The organism is Streptomyces sp. NPDC093085 (genome assembly GCF_040683935.1).
GTDB lineage: Bacteria > Actinomycetota > Actinomycetes > Streptomycetales > Streptomycetaceae > Streptomyces.
Map to the genome: position 1 here is coordinate 347118 of NZ_JBFBFB010000006.1, position 11517 is coordinate 358634.

General features: G+C 69.6%; 11 protein-coding genes and 1 riboswitch. Of the genes, 7 read left to right on the forward strand and 4 right to left on the reverse strand.

Annotation, left to right across the window (positions count from 1 at the left end; genetic code table 11):
- Positions 1–119 precede the first annotated feature (119 nt).
- The 7 genes from pyrH to AB0O07_RS20335 all read left to right on the forward strand — a co-directional run bounded on the left by pyrH (position 120) and on the right by AB0O07_RS20335 (position 8183).
- The gene (pyrH, locus tag AB0O07_RS20305) at positions 120–884 is read left to right on the forward strand and encodes a UMP kinase (RefSeq protein ID WP_365635073.1); all 765 of its coding nucleotides are present in this window, start codon (positions 120–122) and stop codon (positions 882–884) included.
- Between the two features lie 127 nt (positions 885–1011).
- Positions 1012–1569: a ribosome recycling factor gene (gene frr, locus AB0O07_RS20310; RefSeq protein WP_351393766.1), complete on the forward strand. Its 558-nt coding sequence runs from the start codon at positions 1012–1014 to the stop codon at positions 1567–1569.
- The gene (locus AB0O07_RS20315; protein WP_365635076.1) at positions 1569–2636 is read left to right on the forward strand and encodes a phosphatidate cytidylyltransferase; all 1068 of its coding nucleotides are present in this window, start codon (positions 1569–1571) and stop codon (positions 2634–2636) included. Before frr ends, AB0O07_RS20315 begins: the two co-directional genes overlap by 1 nt.
- 172 nt (positions 2637–2808) lie before the next feature.
- Positions 2809–3915: a 23S rRNA (adenine(2503)-C(2))-methyltransferase RlmN gene (gene rlmN, locus AB0O07_RS20320; protein ID WP_365635079.1), complete on the forward strand. Its 1107-nt coding sequence runs from the start codon at positions 2809–2811 to the stop codon at positions 3913–3915.
- Between the two features lie 38 nt (positions 3916–3953).
- Positions 3954–4079: riboswitch (TPP riboswitch) on the forward strand.
- Positions 4080–4174: 95 nt separating this feature from the next.
- Positions 4175–5302 carry a thiamine ABC transporter substrate-binding protein gene (locus AB0O07_RS20325; RefSeq protein ID WP_365635082.1) on the forward strand — a complete coding sequence of 376 codons (1128 nt, stop codon included), beginning with the start codon at positions 4175–4177 and terminating at the stop codon, positions 5300–5302.
- Positions 5303–5463: 161 nt separating this feature from the next.
- The gene (locus tag AB0O07_RS20330) at positions 5464–7077 is read left to right on the forward strand and encodes an iron ABC transporter permease (RefSeq protein WP_365635319.1); all 1614 of its coding nucleotides are present in this window, start codon (positions 5464–5466) and stop codon (positions 7075–7077) included.
- Positions 7077–8183: an ABC transporter ATP-binding protein gene (locus AB0O07_RS20335; RefSeq protein WP_365635084.1), complete on the forward strand. Its 1107-nt coding sequence runs from the start codon at positions 7077–7079 to the stop codon at positions 8181–8183. Before AB0O07_RS20330 ends, AB0O07_RS20335 begins: the two co-directional genes overlap by 1 nt.
- Before the next feature lie 139 nt (positions 8184–8322).
- Here the strand turns inward: AB0O07_RS20335 and AB0O07_RS20340 are convergent, their stop codons facing one another.
- The 4 genes from AB0O07_RS20340 to AB0O07_RS20355 all read right to left on the reverse strand — a co-directional run bounded on the left by AB0O07_RS20340 (position 8323) and on the right by AB0O07_RS20355 (position 11395).
- Positions 8323–9690, reverse strand: a complete 1368-nt coding sequence (locus AB0O07_RS20340; protein ID WP_365635087.1) for a hypothetical protein — start codon at positions 9688–9690, stop codon at positions 8323–8325.
- Positions 9672–10400: an ATP-binding cassette domain-containing protein gene (locus tag AB0O07_RS20345; protein WP_365635090.1), complete on the reverse strand. Its 729-nt coding sequence runs from the start codon at positions 10398–10400 to the stop codon at positions 9672–9674. Before AB0O07_RS20345 ends, AB0O07_RS20340 begins: the two co-directional genes overlap by 19 nt.
- A gap of 326 nt (positions 10401–10726) precedes the next feature.
- Positions 10727–10873 (reverse strand): hypothetical protein, encoded by a 147-nt coding sequence (locus AB0O07_RS20350; protein ID WP_365635093.1) that lies wholly within the window; start codon positions 10871–10873, stop codon positions 10727–10729.
- 39 nt (positions 10874–10912) lie between these two features.
- Positions 10913–11395 (reverse strand): Lrp/AsnC family transcriptional regulator, encoded by a 483-nt coding sequence (locus AB0O07_RS20355; protein WP_365635095.1) that lies wholly within the window; start codon positions 11393–11395, stop codon positions 10913–10915.
- Positions 11396–11517 lie beyond the last annotated feature (122 nt).

Consider the following 11517-nt stretch of genomic DNA (forward strand, 5'->3'; position numbering starts at 1 on the left):
ACGGCATTGCTTCGTAGGCGGCCGGGCGACCGCAGATCTGACGAGGAGGCCATTGCCGCACAGGGAACCGTAAGGACCCCCGGCAATGGCCTTCTTCGTATGTGCACGAGGAGATCTCCATGGAACAGGCCGACAAGAGCGTCGAGAAGACCGACGACAGCACGAAGCGCCGCTTCATGCTGAAGCTGTCCGGTGAGGCGTTCGCCGGCGGCGGGGCGCTGGGAGTCGACCCCGACGTCGTCCACGCCATCGCCCGCGAGATCGCCGCCGTCGTCCGCGACGGCGCCCAGATCGCGGTCGTCCTCGGCGGCGGGAACTTCTTCCGCGGCGCCGAACTCCAGCAGCGCGGCATGGACCGGGCACGCTCCGACTACATGGGCATGCTCGGTACGGTCATGAACTGTCTGGCGCTTCAGGACTTCCTGGAGAAGGAAGGCATCGACTCCCGCGTCCAGACGGCCATCACCATGGGGCAGGTCGCCGAGCCGTACATTCCACTGAGGGCCGTACGCCATCTGGAGAAGGGCCGCGTCGTCATTTTCGGCGCGGGTATGGGCATGCCGTACTTCTCCACCGACACCACCGCCGCCCAGCGGGCCCTGGAGATCGACGCCCAGGCGCTGCTGATGGGGAAGAACGGCGTGGACGGGGTGTACGACTCCGACCCCAAGACCAACCCCGACGCGGTCAAGTTCGACGCACTTGAGTACAGCGAGGTCATCGCCGGCGATCTGCGCGTCGCCGACATGACCGCTATCACGCTGTGCCAGGACAACCGGCTGCCGATCCTTGTCTTCGAATTGCTGAAGGAAGGCAATATCGCACGCGCCGTCAAGGGTGAGAAGATCGGCACTCTCGTGAGCGACCAGGGCACCCGGAGCTGATTCCGGGCGGCCCCGCACGGGGATGGACAAAGCCCTGCCGGTCGGACACCGTGCAGGACAAGACGCGACGCAGGTTCCGCCGGCCGGCAAGCATGCCGGACCCACTCAAGACACGCAGGAGCAAGTGGTGATCGAAGAGACCCTCCTTGAGGCCGAGGAGAAGATGGAGAAGGCCGTCCTGGTCGCCAAAGACGACTTCGCCGCGATCCGCACCGGGCGGGCGCATCCGGCGATGTTCAACAAGATCGTGGCCGACTACTACGGTGCCCTCACCCCGATCAACCAGCTCGCCTCGTTCGCCGTGCCCGAGGCGCGCATGGCCGTGGTGACCCCGTTCGACAAGAGCGCGCTGCGCAACATCGAACAGGCCATCCGCGACTCCGACCTCGGCGTCAACCCGAGCAACGACGGGAACATCATCCGGGTGGTCTTCCCGGAGCTGACGCAGGACCGCCGCAAGGAGTTCATCAAGGTCGCCAAGACCAAGGCCGAGGACTCGCGGATCTCGATCCGCGCCGTCCGCCGCAAGGCCAAGGAGACCATCGACAAGCTGATCAAGGACGGCGAGGTCGGCGAAGACGAGGGACGCCGCGCCGAGAAGGAGCTCGACGACACCACCGCGAAGTACGTCGCGCAGGTGGACGAGCTGCTCAAGCACAAGGAAGCCGAGCTGCTCGAAGTCTGATGAACGACTCTTCCCGGGGTGCCTCGCCGACAGCCGGTTATTGGGGACCGACCGACCAGGGGGCTGCCCCGGCGGGTCCCGCATACGATGAGCAGCCCGCATCGCAGACTCGGCCCATGCCCATCGTGCCCGACGAACCCGCGAACGGCGGGGACCACAACGACGACCGGGGGGCTGCTCGACCGGGCGGCCCCCCGTTCCGTGACGAGACGCCGCAGGAGCCCATGGCCGTTCCCCCGCAGCCCCCGCCGAAGAAGCGGGCCGGCCGCGATCTGCGCGCGGCCATAGGGGTCGGTGTCGGGCTCGGCGCGGTGGTCGCCGCCTCGCTCTTCATCGTCAAGGCCGTGTTCATCGGTGTCATAGCGATCGCCGTGGTCGTGGGGTTGTGGGAGCTGACCTCGCGACTCGACGAGAAGAAGGGCATCAAGGCACCGCTCGTACCGCTCGCCGTGGGCGGCGCAGCCATGGTCGTCGCCGGGTACGCGCGCGGCGCGGAGGGCGCCTGGGTCGCGATGGCCCTCACCGCGCTCGCCGTGCTGATCTGGCGGATGACGGAGCCGCCCGAGGGCTACCTCAAGGACGTCACGGCCGGGGTCTTCGCCGCGTTCTACGTACCCTTCCTCGCGACGTTCGTCGCGATGATGCTCACAGCGGGCGACGGATCGCAGCGGGTGCTGATGTTCCTCGTGCTGACCGTCGTGAGCGACACCGGCGCGTACGCCGTCGGCTGGCGCTTCGGCACGCACAAGCTCGCGCCGCGCATCAGCCCCGGCAAGACCTGGGAGGGGCTCGGCGGCGCCGTCAGCTTCGCCATGGTGGCCGGCGCGCTCCTGATGGAGTTCATGATCGACGGCGGAGCCTGGTGGCAGGGTCTGCTGATCGGCCTCGCCGTCGCGGCCAGCGCCACACTCGGCGACCTCGGCGAGTCCATGATCAAGCGCGACCTCGGGATCAAGGACATGGGCACCCTGCTGCCGGGGCACGGCGGCATCATGGATCGGCTCGATTCGCTGCTGCCCACGGCGCCGGTGGTCTGGCTGCTCCTGGTGCTCTTCGTGGGGGCATGAAAGACAGTGGCGGTCCCCGGGCATGAAGGGGACCGCCGCGCGCCCCGTACGGGGCGCGTGCCGGTTTCGGCGAAGGGGGTACGTCCGCCACGGTGCGGCGTACCCCCCTCGCGTATGCCCGCCGCGATCGGCATACGGGGCACCGGGCACCGTCTGCGACACTGGACGGACCATGCCTGCACCCGGAGAACTCACTTTCGTCGCGCCCCGCGGAGCCAAGAAGCCGCCGCGGCACCTCGCCGACCTCACCCCCGCCGAGCGCCGCGAGGCGGTCGCCGCCATCGGTGAGAAGGCCTTCCGCGCCAAGCAACTGTCGCAGCACTACTTCGCGCGGTACGCGCACGACCCCGAGCAGTGGACCGACATCCCGGCCACCGCGCGGCAGAAACTCGCGACGGAGCTGCTGCCCGACCTGATGTCGGTGGTACGGCATATCTCGTGCGACGACGACACGACCCGTAAGACGCTCTGGCGGCTGCACGACGGCACCCTCGTCGAGTCCGTCCTGATGCGCTATCCGGACCGGGTCACCATGTGCATCTCGTCGCAGGCAGGGTGCGGCATGAACTGCCCCTTCTGCGCGACAGGACAGGCCGGCCTGGACCGCAACCTGTCCACCGCGGAGATCGTCCACCAGATCGTCGACGGGATGCGTGCCCTGCGCGACGGCGAGGTGCCCGGCGGCGCGGCGCGGCTCTCCAACATCGTCTTCATGGGCATGGGCGAGCCGCTCGCCAACTACAAGCGTGTCGTCGGCGCGATCCGCCGCCTGACCGACCCCGAGCCGGACGGCCTGGGGCTCTCGCAGCGAGGAATCACCGTCTCCACGGTCGGCCTGGTCCCCGCGATGCTGCGCTTCGCCGACGAGGGCTTCAAATGCCGGCTCGCGGTCTCCCTGCACGCCCCCGACGACGAGCTGCGCGACACCCTCGTCCCGGTCAACACCCGCTGGAAGGTACGGGAGGTGCTGGACGCCGCGTGGGAGTACGCGGAGAAGTCCGGCCGCCGCATCTCCATCGAGTACGCCCTGATCCGCGACATCAACGACCAGGCGTGGCGAGGCGACCGTCTCGGCCGCCTCCTCAAGGGCAGGCGGGTCCACGTCAACCTGATCCCACTCAATCCGACCCCAGGGTCGAAGTGGACGGCGTCCCGCCCGGAGGATGAGAAGAAGTTCGTCGAGGCCATCGCGGCGCACGGCGTGCCGGTCACCGTACGTGACACACGTGGCCAAGAGATCGACGGTGCGTGCGGACAGTTGGCCGCCACGGAGCGCTAGCGCGTCCTAGGGGTAACCTAGCCCCGAAACGTATTGCATATTTCCGGCAGGGGAGCGCTACAGCGCTGAGAGTGCGGCATGTGCCCGTGAGAGCGGGCAGCGGTCGCAGACCCTCTGAACCTTGCCCAGGTCATTCTGGGTAGGAAGTTCGGACATCACTCAAGCTGTTGCGCCCTGCCCGGAGACCGGCCGTCCTTGTCGACTGCCGTGCTCCGGGCAGGGCGGCGTCTTCTCCTGGACACCCCCAGGAGGAAAACCAGTGAGCACCACCCGTACGCGTACCGGTGCCAGAAAGGCGGCGTACGCCGCGATCGCCGTGGCGCTCGGCATCACCACCCTCGCGGCCTGCGGCGGCTCCGATGCCTCCGCCCCGTCCGGCGACGGCGGAAGCGGCAGCGGTACGGAGTCCAAGACCGTCACCCTGGTCAGCCATGACTCGTTCAACACGTCCCCCGAGGTGCTCAAGGAGTTCACCAAGGAGACCGGCTACACCGTCAAGGTCCTCAAGAGCGGTGACGCCGGCGAAGCGCTCAACAAGGAGATCCTCACCAAGGGGGCGCCTCAGGGTGACGTCTTCTTCGGCGTTGACAACACGCTGCTCTCTCGGGCTCTCGACAACGACCTGTTCGTACCGTACGAGGCGAAGGGGCTGGACCGGGTCGACGCGAGCGCGCGACTCGACAAGGAGAAGAACCGCGTCACCCCCGTCGACAGCGGCGATATCTGCGTCAACTACGACAAGAAGTATTTCGAGGGCAAGAAGCTCACTCCGCCGCAGTCCTTCGACGATCTGATCAAGCCCCAGTACAAGAACCTGCTCGTCACCGAGAACGCCGCGACCTCCTCGCCGGGCCTCGGCTTCCTTCTGGGCACGGTCGCGCACTACGGGGACGACGGATGGCAGGACTACTGGAAGAAGCTGAAGGCCAACGGCGTCCTGGTCGTCGACGGCTGGGAGCAGGCGTACAACGAGAGCTTCTCCGGCTCCGCCGGTGGCAAGAAGGCCAAGGGCGACCGGCCGTTGGTCGTCTCCTATGCCTCCAGCCCGCCTGTGGAGGTGCTGTACGCGAAGCCGCAGCCCCAGCAGGCCCCGACGGGTGTCTCCACCGGCACCTGCTTCCGGCAGACGGAGTTCGCGGGTCTGCTCGACGGCGCGAAGAACGTGGCGGGGGGCAAGGCTCTGCTGGACTTCCTGATCAGCGAGAAGTTCCAGGCGGACATGCCGCTGAACATGTTCGTCAACCCGGTGGTCAAGGACGTCGCACTGCCCGAACTGTTCACGAAGTTCGGCGCGACCGTCGAGCGGCCCGAGACCGTGGCGCCCACACGCATCGCGGCCAACCGTGAACAGTGGATTCAGTCGTGGTCCTCACTCGCCGTGAAGTAACCCCGGAGAAGGCCGACGGGGCAGCACAGGACGACCAGACCGCCCGGCGCCCCGTACGGCACGCTGGCGGCCTGCGCGGCGCCGTACGGGGCGCCTCGTGGCGCAGAGAGCGGTGGCGGGGACGTCGGCGCGGCCACGGCGGCGCCGTACGCCTCGCCCTCATGGCCGCGCCCCTCGCCTTCTTCGCGGTCTTCTTCGCCTACCCGGTGGCAGCGATTGTCGGCCGCGGCCTCAAGATGGACGGCGCCTGGCAGTTCGGCCGCGTCGGCGACGTACTCGGCCGCCCCGACATTCTCGGCGTCCTGTGGTTCACCACATGGCAGGCACTCGCCTCCACGGCGCTCACCCTGCTGATCGCCCTGCCCGGCGCATACGTCTTCGCGCGCTTCGCCTTTCCAGGGAAACACGTCCTGCGCGCCGCCGTGACGGTGCCCTTCGTGCTGCCCACCGTCGTCGTCGGTACCGCCTTCCTGGCGCTGCTCGGTCGCGGTGGACTCCTGGACGACATGTGGGGCATACGGCTCGACACCACCGTCTGGGCGATCCTGCTGGCCCATGTCTTCTTCAACTACGCGGTGGTCGTACGCACCGTGGGCGGCCTGTGGTCACAGCTCGACCCGCGCCAGGAGGAAGCCGCGCGCGTACTGGGCGCGGGGCGCCTCCGGGCGTGGCGGCATGTGACGCTCCCCGCGCTCGCCCCCGCCGTCGCCGCCGCGGCACTGATGGTCTTTCTCTTCACCTTCACCTCTTTCGGTGTCGTGCAGATTCTCGGCGGCCCCGGTTTCTCCACCCTTGAGGTCGAGATCTACCGGCAGACCGCCCAACTCCTCGACCTGCCCACCGCTGCGGTACTGACCCTCGTGCAGTTCGCGGCGGTCGGGGCGGTCCTCGCCGTACACGCCGGCACCGTACGGCGGCGGGAGACCGCGCTGAAGCTCGTCGACCCGGCACGGACCGCGCACCGGCCCCGCGGAGCGGGACAGTGGGCGTTGCTGGCCGGTGTGCTCGCGACCGTCGCGCTGCTGATCCTGCTGCCCCTGGGCGTGCTCGTCGAACGCTCCCTACAAGGCCCCGACGGGTACGGCTTCGCCTACTACCGGGCGCTCGCCTCCGTCGAGGCGAGCGCGGGCACCTTCCTCGTACCGCCGCTGGAGGCCGTCTGGAACTCGCTGCGGTACGCGCTGGTCGCCACGGCCGTCGCGGTAGTGATCGGCGGCCTCGCCGCCGCCGCGCTGACCCGCCGCGCAGGACGCCTCGTACGGGGCTTCGACGCACTCCTGATGCTGCCTCTCGGTGTCTCCGCCGTGACCGTCGGCTTCGGCTTCCTGATCACCCTCGACAAGCCTCCGCTCGACCTGCGGGCGTCCTGGATCCTCGTACCGCTTGCCCAAGCGCTGGTGGGTGTCCCCTTCGTCGTACGGACCATGCTGCCCGTCCTGCGCGCGGTGGACGGCCGACTGCGCGAGGCGGCGGCAGTCCTCGGCGCCTCCCCCCTGCGCGTCTGGCGCGAGGTCGATCTGCCGCTGGTAGGGCGCGCCGCGCTGGTTGCGGCGGGGTTCGCCTTCGCCGTATCGCTCGGCGAGTTCGGCGCGACAGTGTTCATCGCACGCCCCGACCGGCCGACGCTCCCGGTCGCGGTGGCACGGCTGCTGGGCCGGCCGGGCGAACTCAACTACGGGCAGGCGATGGCACTGTCCACCGTCCTGATGGTGGTGTGCGCCGTGTCGCTGCTGGCGCTCGAACGTATCCGTACCGACCGCTCGGGAGAGTTCTGATGCCCCTGCTGACCCTCTCCGACGTGACCGTGCGGTTCGGTACGGGCACGCGCGCGGGCACCGTGCCGCGCGCGGCCCTCGACGCGGTGGACCTGGAAGTTGCCGAACACGAGATCGTCTGTGTGCTCGGGCCGAGCGGCAGTGGCAAGTCGACACTGCTGCGTGTCGTGGCGGGCCTCCAGGCCACGGACGCTGGGCGCGTGACCCTCGACGGCACCGACCTGTCGTACGTACCCGTGCACCGGCGTGGCGTCGGCCTGATGTTCCAGGATCACCAGCTCTTTCCCCAGCGCGACGTGGCGGGGAACGTGGCCTTCGGCCTGCGGATGCACGGTGGGTCACGCGACGAGCAGGCGCGACGCGTCGAGGAACTGCTCGAACTCGTCGGCCTCCCGGGCGCCGGACACCGCGCCGTCACCACGCTCTCCGGCGGCGAACAACAACGGGTCGCCCTGGCGAGGGCGCTCGCGCCCCGGCCTCGGCTGCTGATGCTGGACGAGCCGCTCGGCCAGTTGGACCGGAGCCTGCGCGAGCGCCTCGTGGTCGAACTGCGCGGCCTCTTCGGACGACTGGGTACGACCGTGCTCGCCGTCACCCACGACCAGGGCGAGGCATTCGCGCTCGCCGACCGCGTCGTGGTGATGCGCGAAGGCCGGATCGCGCAGAACGGCACACCGCTGGAAGTCTGGCAGCGCCCCGCCTCCGCCTTCGTCGCGCGATTCCTCGGCTTCGACAATGTCGTACCCGCGACGGTGAGCGATGGGGCCGCCGACACTCCCTGGGGCGAGATCCCCGTACCGGAAGGCTCCGCGACGGGCGAACAGTCTCTCCTGGTACGACCCGGCGGGGTACGCCTCGTCGACGCCGCCCAGGGGCTGCGCTGCACCGTGGAGGCCCGCACATTCCGGGGCAGCCGCGTCGCCGTCCTGCTGCGTCCCGACTGCCCTGGCGACGTACCGCCCCTGGAGGCCGAATGCGGCCTGTACGCCGCCCCGGCGGAGGGCGCGACGGTGGGCGTCGTCTTCGAAGCCGAGGATGTAGTGGTCCTGGACGAACGTACGGAGCGCCCCGCACGCCCCGTACGGGGCGCAACGGCGTCCCCTTGAGGCAGCCCCTGATGGAGCGGTAGCGCCGGAAGGTCGACGAGTCGGCGACGTACGGGGCGGCCCCACGAAGCGCGGCTGCGCGCCGTGGGGCCGTGGGCGGGGATGCAACGGGGCGAGGGCCCGTGGCCTCGCCCCGTACCTACGCGGTGAGCGGGATCGCGGCCAGCGTTGCCACGCCCCATGTCAGGGCAGTGAAGACGGCTACCACGGTGACTGTTCTGAGCACCGTCGCTGTGCGCAGCAGCGTCGCCGGAGCGCCGGTGACGCGCAGGTTCTCGGTGGTGGCCAGTCGGGTCTGCCGCGCTTCCAGGGCTGCTGTCAGCACCGTGGCCGCAGTGCAACCGATGACCAGAGCGGTGCCGAGCGCAGTGAGCGGACCGAACGGGCGCTCGTCCGTGGGGCCGTACAAGGACACTGCGGCGAACGTGCCCGAGAGTACGGCGCACAGCACGCCCAGAGGGTGACCGATACGCCGCGACTCCGCCATCAGGGTCCGCCCCGCCAGCAGACGGAGCGCTCCGGGACGTACGACCTGAAGCAGCCAGCCGCACAGGTACATGATGCCGGGCCCGGCCAGCGTCAGCCCCACGGCGGTCAGTGCCCAGCCGACCAGGACCCCCGTCGGGCTGCTGCCCAAGGGGCCGGGCAGCGCCAGCGCGGAGTCGCCCCCACCCCGGCTCGCGTACGTCTCCACCGCGAGGCCGGCCGCGACGAGCGCGACGCCCCAGGGCAGCCCCGTCGGTGCCGGCGAGGGATGCGGTGCTGCCACGGGCGTGTGGACGGGCTTCGGGGCGGGAGCGGTGGGCGCGGAGACGGCAGTACGGACTGCTACGGGGCCCTCGGCGGTGGAGCCCCCGTCGTCCATCTCCGGTGCCGCTGGCGCCGAGAGAGCCGCGGAAGGTGTCTCCGCGCCGCCACCGTCCCCTGCCATCGTGGTTCCCGTGGTCGCCCGCATCCGGCCCCGTGCCGGGGCCCGTACGGCGCCTGTGGCCCTCGCCTCGGCGTATCCCCTTCTGCGGAGAGCGAAGGCCGTCGCCACGGTGGCCAGGACCGGGGCGGCGGCCAGCAGCGTCAGGGCCGCGCCGAGCGGCAGCGGTTGGCCGGTGGCGAGCAGGTCGGCCGCCTCGCCGTCGAACGGCATGCCCGTCAGATCGCCGCGCAAATGCAGGAAGAACAGCAGCGCCAGCGCGCTGCCCAGGGTGCAGGAGATCGCCGTCGACGTCGCCGCCAGGGCGGTGAGCCGCGCCGGGCCGAGGCCCACAGCCGACAGGCCGCGACGCGAGCGGGTACGCGGGTCGGCGCGCGCCACGGCGACGGCGAACTGCACCGTCGCCGCGAGCGGGATCAGACACCAGATGAGCCGGCCCATCGCCCCCGCCGGGTGACCCATCGCCCCGCCGAGTGTGCACAGCAAGAGGAAACCGACACCCGCCGACGCCGCGGCGACCAGCAGTCGCCGGAACTGGACCAGGGGGTGAGTGCCGCGGCCTAGACGGAGAGCGAGCACGCGGCCTGGCCTTCCGCCTCGGGCGAGCGCGACGCTGTGTCGCGTCGGCCGTCCACCAGGGTGACCGTACGGTCGGCGAGCGTCGCGACCTCCGCGTCCAGAGTGGCCAGGACGACGGTGATCCGGTGTGAACGCGCCGCAGTGGTCAACGTACGCAGAACCTGTGCCCGGTCCTTGCGGTGCAGGGGTGCCGTCGGCTCGTCGGCGAAGACGACCGAGGGTTCGGTGACCAGGGCGCGTGCGACGGCGACGCGCTGCTGCTGGGAGCGGAAGAGGGCGTACGGCCGTTTGCGGGCGCAGGCACCGATATCGAGGCGTTCCAGCCACTCCAAGGCGGCGGACTTGGCGGCACGGTGCGGCGTACCGCGCATCAGCAGGGGCAGCGCGGCGTTCTCCCAGGACGTCAGCTCGGGTACGAGGGCCGGCTCGGGCCCGATCCAGCCGAAGCGGTCACGGCGCAGCCGTTCGCGCAGCAACGGGCTCATGGTGTGCACCGGCGAGCTGTCGAACCAGACCTCGCCCTCCTGCGGGACCAACTGCCCCGACAGGCATTGGAGCAGCGTCGTCTTACCGCTGCCGCGCAGGCCGTTCACGGCGAGGATCTCGCCCTCGCGCACGCCGAGCGAAACGTTGTCGAGGGCGGGGGATCCGTTGTGGGAGTAGGTCAGGGAACGCGCCCAGAGCACGTCGTTGTCCGGCGGGGCCACCATGGCGTACACCTCGGTTCTGATCGGATGTGGGGGCGCCTGGGCGCTTCCCCTGGCCATCCCCTCGCCCGGCGGACCTCGTCCGATGGAACGGGGGCGGCGACGATCGGTCATAGGGCACGCTAGGTTTTCGGAGCGGGAAGGGCGGACAGCACAGGCCCAGGTGCCGCCCTATATCACCCGAAAGGGGGCGCAAGGGGCTTACAGGGTGTTGTACGAGCCCGGGAGTCGCGGGGAGGGCCCCACAGGGGGTGCGGCCGGGTCCGTACGGGCCGCAGGCGCCCACTCAGCACGAAACGCGCGGACGTCGCCCACGGTGGGCAGGTCGGTCAGCTTCCGCGGGTCTCGAAGTACGTGCCCTCATTGTCGAGCACATGCTGGTTCGGGCTCTCGCGTTCGAAGAGAATCTGCTGCTCGATCCGGTTGGCGCCCCAGTGGCCGAGCGTCTCCGGGGCGTCCCCCTGGCAAGCTTCCATAGGTCTCCACGGCTCGCAGCCACCCCTGGCGATGAAGGGCTATCGGGTTCCCCACATGCAGCTCTGCTTCTTCGACTTGAGGTGGACGAAGCTCTCGGTGGAGCGCACGCCGGGCAGTGCGCGGATCTGCTTGTTGATCACTTCCAGCAGATGGTCGTCGTCCTCGCAGAGGATCTCCACCAACAGGTCGAAGGAGCCCGTCGTCATCACCACGTACTCGCACTCGGCCATCTCGGAGACCGAGTCCGCGACTGTCTCCGCGTCGCCCTCGACGTTGATGCCGACCATGGCCTGTCGCCGCAGGCCGACGGTGAGCGGGTCGGTGACGGCGACGATTCGCATCACGCCCTGGTCGAGCAGTTTCTGGACGCGCTGGCGTACAGCGGCCTCGGAGAGGCCGACGGACTTGCCGATCGCTGCGTACGGGCGGCGTCCGTCCTGCTGGAGCTGTTCGATGATCGCGAGCGATACGGGGTCGAGGGGCGGCGAGGAGTCTGTGTTACGAGTGGCCACAAGTTTCACTGTGCACCGGGACTGTCCGTATCGCAACTCTGAAACGATGAAATTCGTTGTTCTTGTGACTCTAAAGTGCGGAATTCGAAGTTCTGGAGGGTCGGATCTGTCGAAAGCGTCGACCGAGTGAC

Coding starts and splice junctions, on each gene's coding strand:
- AB0O07_RS20350 (WP_365635093.1), bottom strand. CDS start 10,873: ATGGAAGCTTGCCAGGGGGACGCCCCGGAGACGCTCGGCCACTGGGGC.
- AB0O07_RS20315 (WP_365635076.1), top strand. CDS start 1,569: ATGAACGACTCTTCCCGGGGTGCCTCGCCGACAGCCGGTTATTGGGGA.
- pyrH (WP_365635073.1), top strand. CDS start 120: ATGGAACAGGCCGACAAGAGCGTCGAGAAGACCGACGACAGCACGAAG.
- AB0O07_RS20345 (WP_365635090.1), bottom strand. CDS start 10,400: ATGGTGGCCCCGCCGGACAACGACGTGCTCTGGGCGCGTTCCCTGACC.
- rlmN (WP_365635079.1), top strand. CDS start 2,809: ATGCCTGCACCCGGAGAACTCACTTTCGTCGCGCCCCGCGGAGCCAAG.
- AB0O07_RS20330 (WP_365635319.1), top strand. CDS start 5,464: ATGGCCGCGCCCCTCGCCTTCTTCGCGGTCTTCTTCGCCTACCCGGTG.
- AB0O07_RS20335 (WP_365635084.1), top strand. CDS start 7,077: ATGCCCCTGCTGACCCTCTCCGACGTGACCGTGCGGTTCGGTACGGGC.